The organism is Hymenobacter sp. IS2118 (assembly GCF_000715495.1).
In the GTDB taxonomy this organism is placed as follows: Bacteria; Bacteroidota; Bacteroidia; order Cytophagales; family Hymenobacteraceae; genus Hymenobacter.
Genome location: NZ_JNLX01000050.1, coordinates 55,407 through 71,777, shown reverse-complemented (window position 1 = coordinate 71,777; position 16,371 = coordinate 55,407). Strand labels below are relative to the sequence as shown.

General features: G+C 62.7%; 15 protein-coding genes. 8 read left to right on the top strand and 7 right to left on the bottom strand.

The genetic code is table 11. The annotated features are described in order from the left end of the window. The coding region (locus GM79_RS03580; protein WP_235183908.1) for a LytR/AlgR family response regulator transcription factor at window positions 1–766 on the top strand (766 nt) is incomplete at its 5' end. Window positions 767–794: 28 nt separating this feature from the next. Here the strand turns inward: GM79_RS03580 and GM79_RS03575 are convergent. Beyond that, the gene (locus tag GM79_RS03575; protein ID WP_035559320.1) at window positions 795–1,925 is read right to left on the bottom strand and encodes a M50 family metallopeptidase; all 1,131 of its coding nucleotides are present in this window, start codon (window positions 1,923–1,925) and stop codon (window positions 795–797) included. A 342-nt stretch (window positions 1,926–2,267) separates the two neighbouring features. Next, on the bottom strand, window positions 2,268–4,808 hold the full coding sequence (locus GM79_RS03570; RefSeq protein ID WP_035559317.1) for a TonB-dependent receptor domain-containing protein: 2,541 nt from the start codon (window positions 4,806–4,808) through the stop codon (window positions 2,268–2,270). 783 nt (window positions 4,809–5,591) lie between these two features. Here GM79_RS03570 and GM79_RS03565 point away from each other — a divergent pair. After that, window positions 5,592–6,413, top strand: a complete 822-nt coding sequence (locus tag GM79_RS03565; RefSeq protein WP_051718461.1) for a ribonuclease H-like domain-containing protein — start codon at window positions 5,592–5,594, stop codon at window positions 6,411–6,413. Window positions 6,414–6,633: 220 nt separating this feature from the next. Here the strand turns inward: GM79_RS03565 and GM79_RS03560 are convergent, their stop codons facing one another. After that, the gene (locus GM79_RS03560) at window positions 6,634–7,680 is read right to left on the bottom strand and encodes an NAD(P)-dependent alcohol dehydrogenase (RefSeq protein ID WP_035559315.1); all 1,047 of its coding nucleotides are present in this window, start codon (window positions 7,678–7,680) and stop codon (window positions 6,634–6,636) included. Between the two features lie 180 nt (window positions 7,681–7,860). On the opposite strand from GM79_RS03560, the gene GM79_RS03555 reads away from it, so the two are divergent. Further along, a complete protein-coding gene (locus GM79_RS03555) occupies window positions 7,861–8,166 on the top strand; it encodes a DUF3817 domain-containing protein (protein ID WP_035559312.1) in 306 nt (101 codons plus the stop codon). Window positions 8,167–8,174: 8 nt separating this feature from the next. On the opposite strand, the gene GM79_RS03550 is transcribed toward GM79_RS03555, so the two are convergent. Both GM79_RS03550 and GM79_RS03545 read right to left on the bottom strand, forming a co-directional pair. Continuing rightward, on the bottom strand, window positions 8,175–8,858 hold the full coding sequence (locus GM79_RS03550) for a DUF1990 family protein (RefSeq protein ID WP_051718460.1): 684 nt from the start codon (window positions 8,856–8,858) through the stop codon (window positions 8,175–8,177). Next, window positions 8,836–9,423, bottom strand: coding sequence for a DUF1990 family protein (locus GM79_RS03545; RefSeq protein WP_035559309.1), 588 nt, complete (start codon window positions 9,421–9,423; stop codon window positions 8,836–8,838). Before GM79_RS03545 ends, GM79_RS03550 begins: the two co-directional genes overlap by 23 nt. A 140-nt stretch (window positions 9,424–9,563) precedes the next feature. Here GM79_RS03545 and GM79_RS03540 point away from each other — a divergent pair, with 140 nt between their 5' ends. Continuing rightward, the gene (locus GM79_RS03540; RefSeq protein ID WP_235183907.1) at window positions 9,564–10,346 is read left to right on the top strand and encodes an alpha/beta hydrolase; all 783 of its coding nucleotides are present in this window, start codon (window positions 9,564–9,566) and stop codon (window positions 10,344–10,346) included. A 44-nt stretch (window positions 10,347–10,390) separates the two neighbouring features. Next, complete coding sequence (nfi, locus tag GM79_RS03535; protein WP_035559304.1) at window positions 10,391–11,080, top strand: deoxyribonuclease V; 690 nt, start codon at window positions 10,391–10,393, stop codon at window positions 11,078–11,080. Between the two features lie 16 nt (window positions 11,081–11,096). Here nfi and GM79_RS25330 read toward each other — a convergent pair whose 3' ends face one another. Beyond that, window positions 11,097–11,993, bottom strand: coding sequence for a glutamate--tRNA ligase family protein (locus GM79_RS25330; RefSeq protein ID WP_161787107.1), 897 nt, complete (start codon window positions 11,991–11,993; stop codon window positions 11,097–11,099). A 19-nt stretch (window positions 11,994–12,012) separates the two neighbouring features. Beyond that, entirely contained in the window at window positions 12,013–12,402 is a 390-nt protein-coding gene (locus tag GM79_RS03525) for a VOC family protein (RefSeq protein ID WP_035559299.1), read from the bottom strand. A gap of 215 nt (window positions 12,403–12,617) precedes the next feature. On the opposite strand from GM79_RS03525, the gene GM79_RS03520 reads away from it, so the two are divergent. The 3 genes from GM79_RS03520 to GM79_RS03510 all read left to right on the top strand — a co-directional run bounded on the left by GM79_RS03520 (window position 12,618) and on the right by GM79_RS03510 (window position 16,351). Then, window positions 12,618–14,084 (top strand): NuoM family protein, encoded by a 1,467-nt coding sequence (locus GM79_RS03520; RefSeq protein WP_035559296.1) that lies wholly within the window; start codon window positions 12,618–12,620, stop codon window positions 14,082–14,084. A 132-nt stretch (window positions 14,085–14,216) separates the two neighbouring features. Continuing rightward, on the top strand, window positions 14,217–15,617 hold the full coding sequence (locus GM79_RS03515; protein ID WP_035559293.1) for an NADH-quinone oxidoreductase subunit N: 1,401 nt from the start codon (window positions 14,217–14,219) through the stop codon (window positions 15,615–15,617). A 65-nt stretch (window positions 15,618–15,682) separates the two neighbouring features. Next, window positions 15,683–16,351, top strand: coding sequence for a M15 family metallopeptidase (locus GM79_RS03510; protein ID WP_051718459.1), 669 nt, complete (start codon window positions 15,683–15,685; stop codon window positions 16,349–16,351). Window positions 16,352–16,371: the final 20 nt, after the last annotated feature.

The following is a 16,371-nucleotide window of genomic DNA, read 5'->3' as shown; positions in this document are numbered from 1 at the left end:
CCGCCACTCTTCAGCTTGTACTTTGATGCCCGCCCCCGCCCCACTCCGCTGCCTGCTGATTGATGACGAGCCGCTGGCCCACACCGTGCTGCGTGCCTACCTCGACCGCCTGCCGGGCCTGGCCACCTGGGCCGGCAGCTGCTACGGCGCCGTGGAGGCCCTCACGTTCCTGCGTACCATGCCCGTCGATGTGCTGTTTCTGGATGTGGACATGCCCGGCCTCACCGGCCTGGAGCTGCTGCGGGCCCTGCCCCAGCCGCCGGCCGTGGTGCTCTGCACCGCCCACGCCGCGCACGCCCTCGATGGCTTCGAGCTGGGCGTGGTGGATTATTTGCTAAAGCCCATCCGGTTCGAGCGGTTCGTCAAAACCATCAACCGCTTGCACGCCGGCAACGGGGCCGGCATCCCGGCCGGACCACCGGTGGCCCCCGCTATTGCCCCGGAGCCGGCGGTTGATTCTCTTTTCCTGAAAACCGATGCCGGCACCGAGCGGGTGCGCTTTGCCGAGCTGCTGTTTGTGGAAGGCTACGGCAATTTTGTGAAGTGCCACCTGGCCTCGGGCCGCGTGCTGCTCACGGCCGAAACCATGAAGCAGATGGAAAGTCAGCTCCCGGCCGGGCACTTCCTGCGCATCCACAAATCCTACCTCGTGAACCTGGCCAGCGTGGAGCGCCTCAGCGGCAACCTGCTGCTGGTGAGGGCCCGCGAGCTGCCCGTGGGTAGCACCTACCGCCAGGACGTGCTGCGCCACCTGCACCTGCGCTAAGGCCCGCGGGCCAACAGCGGGCCGGCGGCTACTGCGGCACCGACGGCCCAGCCCAGCGCACGGTTTCGGTCAGCCACTCGGTGTAGAGGCGGGCGCTGCCGGGGTCGAGGGTTTTGGGCAGCTCGCGCAGGGCGGTTTGGGCCTGGGCGCGGGCCGCGTCGGTGTCGCCGGCCAGGCGGGCGAGGGCGGCTTCGGTACGGGGCAGCACATCGGCCGGCGTGTGGGCCGTTACCCGCGCCTTTTCCCGGAAGGCGCGGGCGGCCGGCAGGTCATGCTCGTAGGCTGCTGCGAAAAACGCCGACTCCAGCCAGCCGCTAGCTTGCAGGGCGGGCGGCGTCAGGGTCAGCCGGTCGCGGTACTCGCGCAGGTAATGCTCGGCCTGGTCAATTTGGCCGGCATCGAGCGCCGCCAGGTAGAGGGATTGGTAGGCGTAGAGCTTGAATGGCAGCTCTGCGGGCTCCGCCACGGCCGCCTCTAGCTCAGCCAAAGGCAGTTCGCGAGGCCGCATCCCGGCCGCCGACCGCACAAAAGCCGACAGCACCGCCATTTCGAGCTGGCCGGCCGGGCCCCCGCGCCACAGATTGAGCACCCGCGCCCCATCGCTGGAAAAACCGCCGGTGTGGAACGGAGCAGCCGTTAACAGCGCCAGGAAGGCCGAAAAACCGCCACTGCCGGCCAAACCGGCGGCCAGCACCTGCCCCGTGGCCGTAGTCGAGGTGGGCAGCAGCGCCCAGATGCCCAGCGCCAGCGCCGCCCACGCCACGCTGCCCAGCGGCCCGCCCGCCGCAAACGCCATGAAGCGCCGGCGCAGGTCGTGGTCGTCGGGCGGCACGCTGAGCACCATGCCGCCGGCCGTATTCAGGTTGGTGTTCCAGCGGAAGCGCAAGCGGCCGTCCAGCTTCTTCCACATCAGCGGACCTACCACAAACCATTGCAAAACAAAGCCTTGCCGCGTGCCCGCCAGCGCGTGACCCAGCTCGTGCAGGCCCACGGCCACCAGCCAGGCCAGCGGCAGCAAGGCCACCAGCGCGGCCACCTGCCCGCCGCTCCAACGCCCGTGCGCGAGCTGCGCGCCCACGTACTTCCCTCCCAACAGCCCTACCCCAATGCCCACCGCCAAACTAACGGCTATGCCCACATACTTTCCCGTATTTTTCATACTCCCGCGAAGAATAATTTTTCAAAAATAGTCGCCAGTAATACGCTGCTGGGAATTGTCTTCCTGAAGCGGTTTCGGGGTTGGTGAACAGGACACCGGGCCGGTGGCTCCGGCAGAAAATTACTGTTTGGGGCCAATGCCGGACAATTACAACAAACCCGCAGTAGAAAACGATGTAGGAACGCGCCAAGGCGCGTTCGGCGTTCGGGGCGTGCCTCTCGGTTCGCTTTCAGACGCCGAACGCGCCAAGGCCCATTCCTACAACCTGGGGTATTCGCGTCAGTCAGCCCCGCATCGGATTTTTATAAATCATTGTGAAACAGCTTGGCGCTTGTATCTGGCTTACTGGCCGCCTTGCTTGTTGCCACCGCCGCCTTTCACGTCGTCGTTCGAGATGGACTTGCGCTGCTTGCCCTGCTGCGCCTGCCCGAAGCGGTAGCTGAAGCTGAGACGGAAGCTGCGCTGGAAGTTGCGGTTAACCGTCCGGTCCTCAAAGGAGGGCGTTTCGAGGCGGCTGCGGTAGTCCCAATAGTTGTTGAAGGGCGCGGTGACGTTCACCACGAAGTCGGCTTTCTTGTCGAGGAAGGTTTTTTTCAGGCCCAGGTTGTAGTAGAGGTTGGCCCCGCCCCGGCCCTGCAAATCGATGGAGGGCAGCGAGGCAAAGGCAAAGGCCGAGGCCGTAAAGTCTTTGGGCAGCTTGTAGGACGTGTTGACGTTGAGGCCGGCCGTGACGCCGCGCCGGGTGATGCCCAGGGCCGGCGAGCGGCGCACGATGTACTCCACGTTGGAGCCGCCGCTCAGGTCCCAGTTCTTATTGGGTTTCACCGAGCCGTAGAAATTGAGTTGGTAGTTGGTGTTGGCGGCCACATTCTGGAAGGTTTCGACGATGACGCCGGGGCCGGGGCGGCGGCTGTCGTCGGGCAGGGCCACGTCGGCGGCGGGCCGGCGCACGGCCTCAATGGCATTGTCGGTGCGGCGCACCGAGGCCGATACGCTCAGGGTGGCGGTTTTCACCAGCGTGTTGTAGCTCAGCTCGTAGGAGTCGGTCAGTTCCGGGTTCAGCTCGGGGTTGCCCGTACGCAGGTTCAGCGTGTCGGAGCGGTCCACGAAGGGGTTGAGGTAATCGATAAACGGCCGGGTGATGCGCCGCGAATACGCCAGGCGCAGGCTGGTCATCTCACTAAAAGCGTATTGGGCGTTGCCGTTGGGCAGCAGGCTGGTGTAGGTCTGCCCGAATTCCGGCTGGCGCACCGGCGTGAAGAGGTTGGCCGTGAGGTTGGTGCGCTCGGCACGGGCGCCCAGGCTCATATTCAGCTTTTTGAAGGGCGTGAAGGAGTAGGTGGCATAGGCCGCCTGCACGTTCTGGCGGTAGTCGAAGTTGGTGCTGCGCTGCCGGGAGCGGGCCAGCCCGGCTTGCTGCCCGGCCAAAAACGTATCAACCTCGGCCACCGAGCCGGTCCGGCGCCAGATGCTTTTCAGGCCCATTTCCAGGGTTTGCTTCTCGCTCAGGGGCTGCACAAAGTCGGTTTGCAGGGTGAATTCGGTGCCGGGCGTGCGGCCGCGGCTGCGCTCCCGGTAGCTGGCCTGTTCCACGGGCCGGGCAATGGTGCCGTCGAACTGGTTGACGTCGTAGCCAAACGTACCGGAGTTGTCGGCCGCCTGCCCCAGAATGCTCCACTCGCGGCGGGCCTGCTTAAAGGTGCGGGTGTAGGTGCCCGTCACTTCGCCATTGAAGCCGCTGAACAGATTTTCCGTGTCGCGCACAAATAGCTGGTCGAGCACGGGGTTGCCGGCGTTGTAGCGGTTGCGCAGCACCTGCTGGCCGCTGCCCGAGTAAGGGTTGAGGCCGGCGCTGAGCGAGAAACTGTGGTATTCGGCCGGGTCGTAGTCCACGGTCAGGTTGCCGTAGCCCCAGCGCCCCCCGAAGCGGCCGCTGCCGGTTTGGGTGAGCTGGGCCGGGCTGCCATCGGGGCGGCGCACGAAAAAGTCGGTACGGTCCCGCGCCGACTCCTGCGGCCCATACCAGCGGCCCGTACCGCCCGACACGCTCAGGCCCACTTTGCCCTTTTTGAAGTTGAGCGAGGCGTTGCTGTTGAGGCCACGGTTGCCGCCGCCCAGGCCCACGCGCCCGTTCAGGCCCCGGTCCACGCCCTTTTTGAGCACGATGTTGATGATGCCGGCCGTGCCCTCGCCGTCGTATTTGGCCGGCGGCGTGGTGATGATTTCTACCGACTTAATCTGGTCGGCAGGCAGCGACTTCAGTGCGTCGGCCAGGTTGTTGGCAAAGGTGGGCGAGGGCTTGCCGTTGACGAGCACCCGGAAGTTGCTGGAGCCGCGCAGGGTCACTTTGTCGTCGCCGTCCACGGCCAGCAGTGGGGCCTTGCGCAGCACATCCGCGGCGGTGCCGCCGGCGTTGCTCACGTCCTGCTCGGCGTTGTACACGATGCGGTCGGGCCGCACCTCCACCACCGGCTTGGTGCCGATAATCACGGCCTCGGCCAGCGCCGTACCCGCCGTGGGCAGCCGGAACGTGCCCGCATCGGTAGCCCCCGCCGTGATGGTCACGGCCCGCGTCTGGGTGCCGTAGCCCACGTAGCTGATGCGCAGCCGGGCCGGACCCGACACTAATTTGGTAAAGGTGAACCGGCCGTTATCGTCGGCCGCAATGCCCGTAATAGCCTTCTCGTTGGGCGCGGGCGGCAGCAGCACCACCGTGGCGTAGGGCACGGGCTGGCGGTTCAGCGAGTCGAGCACCACGCCCGTAATGGAGCCGGTGCCGGCGGGTGGGCCGGCTGGTAGGGCCGGCTGTTGTGCCCAAACCGGGCTGGTGAAAGCAGACGCGGCCAGCAGCAACGCCAATAGCAAGCGGTAGGAATACAGCATGTGCAGAAGGAAACAGAAAAAAGGAAGTAAGTGAGAGCGGTATTTGGGGAAGAGAAAAAGTGCCGTAAAGAGTCGGAAAGCAATGGCTTTGTTGCAGCGCACGCGCTATATTTTACCGGTTATTTGGAAGTCAGAGCCGCTAATACGCCAGCAGTTACATATCCACGACTTCCGCCGGGTCGGCGGCGCAGCGGCGGCCACCCGGGCGGGCGGGCAGGTAAGGCAATAGCCAACGGGTAATCATATCTTTGCGCAGGACTTCCATAGGGAGGGAAAGGAGATGGGTTGCACCTCAAATTTCCCGCTTTTGTGGGAGTCTTTTATGTTTGACGCCCGCTTGGCCACTTCCTAAACAGCTTCTTAGACAGGACTTATGCATTCAGTAGCTGGCGCGCGTCTCCCACGCGTTGCCCACTGGTTCCGCGTCTCTGACGCGCGGAGCTAACGAGACTAGCCGGGGCGAACGGCGGCGTTTGGAAACGCCAAGCCAGCAAGCCACGCGTCAGAGACGCGCGCCAGCTACTGAATGCGTAAGTCCTGATATCGCATCACGGCCTTCCGTTATTGCTCGGCGTTGTATTTCTTGAAAGAAGCCGAAGCAAAGGTCCGCCCCCGTCTCCGGCTTGCCGCCTTGATTTATGGTTTGAGGCGTCCCAACCTATGATTTGGGCCCTGCTCCAAGGAAATGGCCCGGCCGCGAATCGACAGGGGTTTGCGCCGCATAATTTGGCAGGCGGGCGCGGCAGGCGCTACCTTCATAGCGGTTCCTCTTTGCTGCTACCCATGAATATTCTCCGTCACGTTGACCTGACCCGCGTTTTCTTCGTCGATATTGAAACCGTGCCGGGCCACGCCACCCACGCCGAGTTGCCGGCCACGCACCAGCCGCTGTGGCAGAAGTTTTGCGAGAAGCGCCACGCCCGCGAGCTGGCCGACGGCCAAACGCACGAGGAACTGTTTGCCAACGGCGGCCTCTACGCCGAGTTCGGCAAGGTGGTGTGCATCTCGGTGGGCTTCTTCCGGTTGCTGAAGGACGACACCCTGGAATTCCGCACCAAGTCCTTCGCCGACGACGATGAATGCGAGGTACTGCGCGGGTTTGGCCATTTCCTGCAGCGCTATGCGCCCTACGGCCCCAGCCGGTACGCCAAGCTCGAAACGGCCGGCCCCGATGGCTACTTCCTGTGCGCCCACAACGGCCGCGAGTTCGACTACGGCTACCTGGGCCGCCGCATGCTGATTTGCGGGCAGGACCTGCCGCCCATGCTCGACATTGCCGGCCACCGGCCCTGGGACCTCCCCCACCTGCTCGACACCATGGAGCTGTGGAAATTCGGCGACAATAAAGGCCACATCACCTTGGCCCTGCTGGCCGGCCTATTCGGAATTCCCTCGCCCAAAGACGACATCGACGGCTCGCAGGTAGCCCATACCTACTGGGTAAAAAAAGACTTGGCCCGCATCGTGGGGTATTGCGAAAAGGACATCATCACCACGGCGCGCGTGTTCCTGCACTACACCGGCCAAAAAGCCCTGTGGGACGCCGTGCAGGTAACATCCACGCCCTGGCCCGCCGTGTCTGCGATGCATATTGCGGCGATTTAGCCCGGCTATCTGCTTCATGCCTGCCCAAACAAAAAATCCCCGCGCATTGCTGCACGGGGATTTTTTCATGAAACTGTTTAGAGAGTCGTTCGACGCCTACGAGAACGTCATGCTGAGCGCAGTCGAAGCATCTCTACCGCAGCAGTAAATTGATTACTTACGCGGTAAAGATGCTTCGTCTCCGCTCAGCATAACGTGCTTTTTGCTTTCTAACCGGAGCTTATTTCAGCGTGGCCAAATCAATCACGAAGCGGTACTTCACGTCGCCTTTTAGCATGCGCTCATACGCTTCGTTGATGTCCTTGATGTCAATCAGCTCGATATCGGACATGATGTTGTGCTCGGCGCAGAAGTCCAGCATTTCCTGGGTTTCGGCAATGCCGCCGATGAGCGAACCGGCGATGCGGCGGCGCTTGCCAATGAGGTTGAAGGCGTGAACCTGCGGGGCTTCGGGCGGCACACCTAGCAGAATCATGGTGCCGTCGCGGCGCAGCAGGTTCAGGTAGGAAGCCAAGTCGAGCGGGGCCGACACGGTGTTGATGATGAAGTCGAAGTAGTTGTTCACTGACTTCAGCTGCTCCTTGTCTTTGGTTACCACAAACTTGTGGGCACCCAGGGCTTTGGCATCGGCTTCCTTGCCAGGCGAGGTGCTGAGCACGGTCACTTCGGCGCCCATGGCGGCGGCCAGCTTCACGGCCATGTGGCCCAGGCCGCCCAGGCCCATCACGCCCACGCGGTGGCCTTCGCCCACCTTCCACTGCCGCAGGGGCGAGTAGGTGGTGATGCCGGCGCACAGCAGCGGCGCCACGCGGGCCAGGTCGAGCTTATCGGATACCTTGAGGGTGTACTTTTCGTCTACCACAATCTGGTTGGAGTAGCCGCCGTAGGTGGGCCGGCCAGTTTCCTTTTCGGTGCCGCCGTAGGTGCCCACCATGCCTACCTCGCAGTATTGCTCCAGGCCTTCCTGGCAGCTGGGGCAGGTGCGGCAGGAGTCCACCATGCAGCCCACGCCGGCCAGGTCGCCCACTTTAAAGTTTTTCACATGGTCGCCCACCTGGGTCACGCGGCCCACAATTTCGTGGCCGGGTACCATGGGGAAAATGCCCGCACCCCACTCGTCGCGAATCTGGTGCAGGTCAGAGTGGCACACGCCACAGAACTGGATATCAATGAGTACGTCGTGCGCGCCCACGTCGCGGCGCTCAAAATCGAAAGGGGCTAGGGGCACACTGGCGGCCGGGGCCGCGTAAGCTTTAGTAGGAAGCATTGTTGGGAATTATGAGTGTTGATTTATGAATATTGCATTGGCACCACTGCGGTGCTGTTGGCCCAGCGGCTGAGAATCCGAAGGCCGGAAGTGGGCTAACCGCGCCGGTTGGCGAAGGTTTGTGGGAGGAGGGCCGGAAAGCGTGGGGTACCTTTGCGGCCGTATTCTATACCCTGCACCATGTCCCTCACCCCCGGTAATTTATTGCTTACGTCGTTGGGCCGCCTGCGGCTAATTGGTTTTCTGGAAGGCGTCTCATTATTGGTGCTGCTGGGCATTGCCATGCCGCTGAAGTACATGGCGGGGCAGCCCGCGGCGGTGCGCTACGTGGGCATGGCGCACGGCGTACTGTTTGTGGTATACGTGCTGCTGGTCATTCAGGTCGCCATTCAGTACCGGTGGTCATTCGGGAAAACGGCCTTGGCGCTGGTGGCGTCCGTCTTTCCGTTCGGCACGTTCTGGGCCGAAAAGCGCCTGTTCAACTAACTATCCTGTCAAGCATTTGCCACCGCAGCGGGCGCGCCTTGCGCCAGCGCGGCCTCTACCAGGGCCCGCATTCGCTTCAGCGACTCGTGGGCAAACTTGCGCTGGAGGATTCGTCCAAATAGCTTGAAACCAACCCAGTAGAAAGGATTGCGAATCTGGCCGGACTGCGACACAGCGTGGATGCGGAACTGCACCGCGCCGGTATTCAGGTTTTTGTGGATGGTGAAGTCAATCTGCCCGCGCTCAAAGTGGCCCTCAAGGGTGCGGTAGCCGTAGCCCCACACCCGTTCGGGACCGTGGGGGGTAGCGCGGGCGGCCTCGTCGGTCACGCCACTCACCCGCACGCCGAAGTAGAACGTGAAGAATAAAAACTGCGCCCGCAGCACCATCACGCGCTTTTCGAGCGGGCCGTCGGGCGAGAAAATCCCGGTGATAAGGTCGGGCGGCGGGAAGGCGTAGCGCCGCAGCACATCCTGCGCCGCCGCGAATGCGCCGGCCGCGGCGGGTGGGCCGGGCGCTTCGGCCGGCAGGTCGGTTTCGTAGTCGTCTATGCGCCAGCCCGTTTCCGTGGTGTACTCATTTTGGCGGCTGAAGTCGTAGTTGACTTCGGTGTTGGCGTAGGCGTCGAGGCGGGCGCGCTGCTGCTCCCACGGCGGCGGGGTGGCGGCGTTACGCATGGCGCTCGTGGTCATGGGTGCCGGTTTCGGTTTGAGTATGGGTTTCCACGACGACGTCGCCCAAGGCCTGGCCGCCACTGGCGGCGGCCGCGCGCCGGCAAAACTCCACCCAGGTGGCTTCCTGCACGCGCTTGCCGATACCGGTGGTGTTGTAGGCAAAGGCCACCAGCCCATCGCGGGAGCGGGCCCGCGAGCGGATTTCAAAGCGCAGCACCTCGGGCGACTCATCCAGGTAATGTGCTTCAAAACGAATGCGGCCCGCCTCGGGATGGCCTTCCAAGGTGATAAACTCGAAGGACGTGGCGCCAACTTCGGTCACGCGCACGCACCCGTTCCAGGGGCCCAGGATGGTAATTTCGAATTCCTCGCCCACCCGCAAGCCGTTTTCGGAGCCTTCCTTTTTCTTGAAGTCAGCCAGCAGCTCGGGCGCGAATTGGGCTACATCGGCCTGGACTTCGGCCATGAGCTGAGCGGGCGTGCGGCGCGGCCGGGCCACGTCGATGCAATAGCGCCGCTCCAGCCAAGGGCCGGCACCGGTAGCGGCGGGTTGTTCGGGGTGAGCAGCAGCAGAATCAGACATAGCCAAACAAGAAACGTATGCCCCTCATACGCTCCTCGCTGCCTCAGGGTGTCAGGATGGGGCTACCGGCTAGCTTTCGTGCTAAATTGGTCGTCAGCCAACCGCATTTTTTAGCCTTCTCTCGAGTTTGCCTTATGGGTTTGTCCGGTTCTGCTCCCGCCATTGTTTTTATCACCGGGGCTGTGGTTACTTCCGCTTGCTGGGATAACTGGAAGGCATTTTTTGAAGGCGCGGGCTACACCTGCCATGCCCCCGACTGGCCCCACAAGCAGGGCCCGGCGGCGCGGCTTCGGGCCCGGCACCCGCATTCGCCCATTGCCCAAAACGACCTGACCAGCGTGCTGAGCGTGTACGCCGATTTCATTACCGAGCTACCCGCCAAGCCCATCGTCATCGGGCATTCCTTTGGGGGGCTCATCGTGCAGCTGCTGCTACAGCAGGATGCGGTAGCGGCGGGCGTGGCCATCGAGTCGTCTCCGCCGCTGGGCGTAGCGGTGCTCAACTGGTCGCTGTTTCGCGCGGTGCTGCCCATGCTGGGGCTGTTTTCATCGCTGGAAACCACGTTTCTGCCCACCTTCGCGCAGTGGCAATACGCCATTGCCAACGGCCTGCCGCTGCCCGACCAGCACAAGTACTACGACCAACTGGCCGCGCCAGAGTCGAAGCGGCTGATTCGCGGGGCCCTGAGCCTGGCGGCTCGTGTGGATTTCCACCGGCCGCACGCGCCGCTGCTGTTTCTGGCCGGGGGCACCGACCGCATCATGCCCGCCGCCCTCAACCGGGCCAATTACCGGCGCTACCGCCACGCCGCGTCAACGACGGACTACCACGAGCTGCCCGGCCGCTGCCACGCCATGCTGGGCCAGCCCACCTGGCGCGCTGATGCCGAGCTGGTGCAAACGTGGCTGGCGGCCCTGCCGTAGCAGCAGAAACCACGACCCCAATTCTTAATTACTAATTAAAAAACATGGCCTACTACCGCCCGCCCGGCCCGCCGCCCGACCCCGTTCTGGTGAAAAGCCTCACCCAACAGCAACAGGAAATGCGCCTGCGCGTACGCGCCGAGCCCTTGGCCCACGAACCACGCCTCATTACCGGCTGTGACTCGTCGTTTCCCACGCCCGACACGATTCTCTCGGTGTTCGTGGTGCTCAAATTCCCTACCCTGGAGCTGGTGGAAAAAGTGTACAACTACGGCATCGTGGACATGCCCTATGTGCCCGGCTTTCTCTCTTTTCGCGAAGCGCCAAACGTCATCCACGCCTTCGCCAAACTCGAAAACAAGCCCGATGTAATAATGGTAGACGGGCACGGTATTGCGCACCCACGGCGCATGGGCATTGCCGCGCACCTTGGCGTGCTGCTCGACGTGCCCACTTTCGGCGTGGCCAAGCAGAAGCTCACGGGCGTTTTCCAGGAACCAGGAATTGAGCGCGGCAATATCACGCCGCTCACCGATGCCAAAACCGGCGACTTAATCGGCGAGGTTATCCGCAGCAAAGACAAGGTGCTGCCGCTTTTCGTGAGCCCCGGCCACCGCTGCGACCAGGCCACCGCCACCCGCCTCACCCTGGACTGCCTGCGCGGCTACAAGCTGCCCGAACCCACCCGCCTGGCCGACTATTGGGCCGAACAGTTCAAGAAGGAAGTGCGGTAGTGGTTTTGCACAGAGTTTAAAGAGGAAAAGAAATTTCACGGAGGTGCTGTTGCAGAAGGGCCAGCGACTCGCCTGCGCCGGTGGGTAGTTGCAGCAAGCCGGCTACGGCCTGAAATACGGCCCGCTTTCCGTCCTTTTGCGCCAGCACGCCCGCGTCCAGCGGCAGCTGCTGCGACTTGGAAAGCTTCTGGCCGCCCGCATCCGTCAGCAGCGGATGATGGAAGAACCGAACCCGGGCTGCGTTGAAAGCCGCCGTTTCGGAGAGCTGGCTGGCCAGCCACAGCTGCGCGGCCGTGCTGGGCTGCAAGTCCAGGCCGCGCACCACCAGGGTAGTACCCAGCCGCAAATCATCTACCACTGAGGCCACCTGGTACGCCGCCACACCGTCTTTCTTGCGGATGACAAAATCCGGCATCAGCGCGCCGAGCGGCACATTGGTGCTGCCCTGCCAGGCATCGGCAATGGCTATGGTGGTCCCGGCGGGTACCTGTGTGCGCCAAGCGGCGCCGGGCGTGTCGAGCGGCACGGGGGCTTCGGGGCCACCGGTGCGGGTGCGCTGGCTGGCCTGCACCAGGACCGGTTGCTGTGCCAAGCGGCGCAATACGCGGTTGTACTCAGGCAGGTGCAGCAGTTGGGAATGGTGGCGCAAAAAGTCGTCGGGGCCGGTGGGGCCGTGGTCGTAGTCGAGGCCCAGCCAGTCGATGACCCGGAAAATGTTGTCGAGGTAGGCCGGGCGCAGGCGGGCCCGGTCCAGGTCGTCGATGCGCAGGTGAAGCACGCCGCCGGCCCTACCGGGTACGACTTGCCGGGTGAGCAGCCAGGTGAGCACAAAATTCACGGCGTTGCCGAGGTGCAGGTAGCCGCTGGGCGTGGGCGCCAGCCGCGAAACAACGCCACGGTTCTGCGTCATCATTTTCGAGAGTTAAGCAATTTTACAATGGCCAGGCGCTGTGCTGAAGCACCACCCGGTAGCCGTCCGGGTCTTCGTAGGTGCGGCCGTGCTCGTCCCAATACGGGTTGTAGGACGGCACTGGCAGGCAACCGTTGTCGGCCATGCGCTGCACGGCAGCCTGCCACTCCAGCGCATCGGGCAGGTAGAACACCAGCAGGTGGTCGGCAGTGGGGGCCCGCCCTACTTGGAGGCCGGGCTCATGGGTAAATTCCAGATGATAGGCGCTGCCCGGATGCCCCAACATCACGCCATCGAAACCATTGTGGTCCGCAAAGGAGCTTAGGCGCTGCAACCCCAGGCCCTGGCAGTAAAACCGGATGAGGGCCGGCAAATCATCGGTGGGCCGGGCCACGCGCAGGATTGGAAACATGGGCTGATGCAACTTAAAACAGGTCTGCACAAACCTAGTCCTTCCGGCCTAATAAATACGTGCCCGCCGGCCCAAGCGTGCTGCTACCTCCCCGAAAAGCACTTCCGGCACAGAAGTTCCGCCGATACCGTGCAGCCTTGCCGGTCCGTGCGTAAGTTTGCGGTCAATTTGCGAGGCGGTTCCCCTGCCCCGCAACGCGCCCAACCCGCTCGTTCATGCTGACTGCCGTACTGCTTTTCCTCCCGCTGGCCGCCGCTTTGCTGCTGCTATTCATTAAGGGAGCCGCCGCCCGGGCTCTGGCCCTGGGTGCTTCGCTTCTCGAATTTGGCCTGGCGGTGTACGCCGTTTTTGCCTTTAAAACCACCGGCTCGGCGGCGTTCAATCTCAACTACGCCTGGATTTCCTCGGCGGGCATCAACTTCCACCTCGGCCTCGACGGCCTGAGTTTGCTGCTGGTGCTGCTCACTACGTTTCTGGTGCCGCTCATTCTGCTGGCCGCTTTCAAGCACAATTACGACAGCCCTTCGACTTTCTACGCGCTGGTGCTCTTCATGCAAACCGGCCTCATCGGTGTGTTTGTCTCGCTCGATGCCTTCCTGTTTTACTTCTTCTGGGAAGTCGCGCTGATTCCGATTTACTTCCTGGCCGGCGCCTGGGGCGGCGAGCGCCGCGTGGCCGTCACCCTCAAGTTTTTCCTCTACACCGTGGTAGGCTCGCTGTTTATGCTGGCCGGCTTCATGTATTTATACCTGCAAACCGGCCCCGCCGCCGGCTCGCTGGCAGCGCACTCCTCCGAGCTGTCGGCCTTCTACAACCTCACGCTGAGCGCGTCGGAACAATCGTGGCTGTTCTGGCTCATTTTCGCCGCCTTCGCCGTGAAGATGCCCATCTTCCCCTTCCACACCTGGCAGCCCGACACGTACACCGAGTCGCCCGCGCCGGCCACCATGCTGCTCTCGGGCATTATGCTGAAAATGGGCATCTATGGCACCATGCGGTGGCTGCTGCCGGTGGTGCCGCTGGGCGTAAGCCAGTGGGGCTTTCTGGTAGTTATCCTCGCCGTTATCGGTATTATTTACGGGGCTATTATTGCCATTCGGCAGCAGGATTTGAAGCGGCTCATTGCCTATTCGTCGCTCTCGCACGTGGGTCTGATGGCGGCCGGCGTGTTCTCGCTCACCTCCATTGGCCTGCAGGGCGCGGTGGTGCAGATGCTGGCCCACGGCGTGAACGTGGTGGGCATGTTCTTCGTGGCCGATGCCATTGAGCGCCGCACCGGCACCCGCCACATCCCCGACCTGGGCGGCCTCACCCGCCGCACGCCCCTGCTCACGGTTTGCTTTCTGGTAATGCTGCTCAGCACCGTGGCCCTGCCCCTGACGGGCGGCTTTGTGGGCGAATTCCTGCTGCTGGCCGGCGTGTACCAGTACAACGCCTGGGTGGGCGCCGTGGCCGGCCTCACCATCATTTTCTCGGCCGTGTACCTGCTGCGCATGTTCCAGCGCGTCATGCTCGGCCCCGATTCTGCCTTCTCCGAAACCATCACCGACCTCACCGGCGGCGAGCTGCTGATACTCGTACCGCTCATCGTGCTGGTGTTCTGGCTGGGCCTGTTCCCGGGCACGTTCCTGCATATTTCGGAGCCGGCCGTGACCAACCTGCTGTCATTGGTAGGGCGCTGATGGTAGCTTCTAGCTGATGGCTGTTAGCTATTAGCTCTCGGCATGGCTGCACGGGTTTTACTCATCCGGCCATCGTAAATACTTAAAGAAACAGAGCTAACAGCTATAGGCTAATGGCTAACAGCTAAGCATATGACTTCCATCATTCTCCTCTCCGTCTTCGGCATCATCAACCTGTTCCTGGGCTTCCTGCGCTCGAACAAGGTGCTGCTGCCCGGAGCCATGCTGCTGCTGCTGATTGTGTTCGGCGTGAACCTGGCCGACTGGGGCCAGGGCACGCAGTCCTTCTACAACAGCATGCTGGTAGTGGACAACTATACGGTGGCCTTCACCGGCATCGTGGTGCTCACCACCATTGTGCTGCTGCCCTTCTCGCGCAGCTACGTGGCGGCCGGCGAGCCCAACCTGGCCGAGTACTACTCCCTGCTGCTCTTCTCGCTGGTGGGCGCCGTGATGATGATAGGCTACAACCACCTCATCATGCTGTTTGTGGGCATTGAAATCCTGAGTGTCAGCATGTACGTGCTGGCCGGCTCCAGCAAGCGCGACGCGCGCAGCAACGAAGCCGCCCTGAAATACTTCCTGATGGGCGCCTTTGCCACCGGCATTCTGCTCTTCGGCGTGGCGCTGCTCTACGGGGCCACCGGCACCTTCGTGTTATCGGAGTTGAGCACGGCCGTGGCGGCACCCGCCAATGCCAGCCTGCAGCCCATGCTCTACATCGGCATTCTGATGATGATTATCGGCATTGGCTTCAAGGTGTCGGCGGCGCCGTTTCACTTCTGGACGCCCGACGTGTACGAAGGCACGCCCACTTTCTTCACTGCCTTCATGAGCACCGTGGTGAAAACGGCCGGTTTCGCCGCCTTCCTCAAGCTGCTGGCCGTGGCTCTGCCCGCTGCCCAGGGCTTTTGGCTGCCCACCATTCAGGCCATGTGCGCCCTCACGCTGCTGCTGGGCAACGTGGGCGCCGCCGTGCAAACCAGCACCAAGCGCATGCTGGCCTACTCCAGTGTGAGCCACGCCGGCTACCTGCTCATCGGCCTCGTGGCCAGCCGGGGCAACCTCACCGGCGAAGCCGCCAGCGGCATTTTCTTTTACTCCCTGGCCTATTCACTTGCCACCATCGCCGCTTTTGGCGTGCTGAAACTGGTGGCCGACCACCGCCAGCGCGACGACTACGCCGCCCTCAACGGCCTGGGCAAAACCAACCCGCTACTGGCGTTCAGCATGACGGTGGCCATGCTCTCGCTGGCCGGCATTCCGCTCACGGGCGGCTTCTTCGGCAAGTTTTTCCTGCTGGCTGCCGCCGTGGGCCAGGGCTACATCGGCCTTGTGGTGTTTGCCCTCGTAATGAGCATGGTGGGCCTGTACTACTACCTGCGGCCCCTCATTGCCATGTACCTGCGCCCCGCCGAGGAAGGCGCCACGCCTGTGCCCGTCGATGGCGTCCAGACCGTGACCCTCGCGCTGCTGGCGCTGCTGAGCATCGCTCTTGGCATTGTCCCCGGCTTCCTGAGCGGCATTTTGTAAGTTGCACAACAACTTCTTTAAAAGGCCTCTTCGGAGGCCTTTTTTATTCCTAAATGTGCTGCCCCATGCGTAATCCTGACAATCAACTGTCTTCGTTTCAGCGGTTATGGGCCTTTAGCGCAGTGCTCATGGTAAGTAGTTGCGCGGCCAGGCCGCCGCACGAAACCGGCGCTTTCAAACCATCCGAATTAGTTGAGTTGCGACGGCTCGACCCGAGTATTCGGCTGGATATTCGCTACGCCACCACCAAGAACTTTGCAGGCCGGGCGGTCTATTCCGAAGCCCGAGCTTTTTTGCAGCGTCCCGCCGCAGAAGCACTTGTGCGGGTGAATAAGGAGTTGGAAACGCTCGGCTACCGACTGCTGGTTTTCGACGGTTACCGCCCCTGGAGCGTGACCAAGCTTTTCTGGGACATCACACCCAGGGAGAAACGAAAATTCGTAGCCAACCCCAAAAAAGGCTCCCGTCATAACCGGGGGTGCGCCGTCGATTTAAGCTTGTGGGACATCGCCACGGGCAAGGAAGTTGCCATGACCGGCGCCTACGACGAAATGAGTCCCCGCTCCTACGTAGCGTACGCCGGCGGCACCGCCGAGCAGCGCGCCAAGCGGGATTTGCTGCGCAGCAAAATGGAGCAGCATGGCTTTAAGGTAATCCCAGACGAATGGTGGCACTTTGACTACCAGGACTGGAGGTCATACCGCATCCAGAATATTCCGTTCGAGAAGCTCTAATAAGATAAAAAACGCCCCCG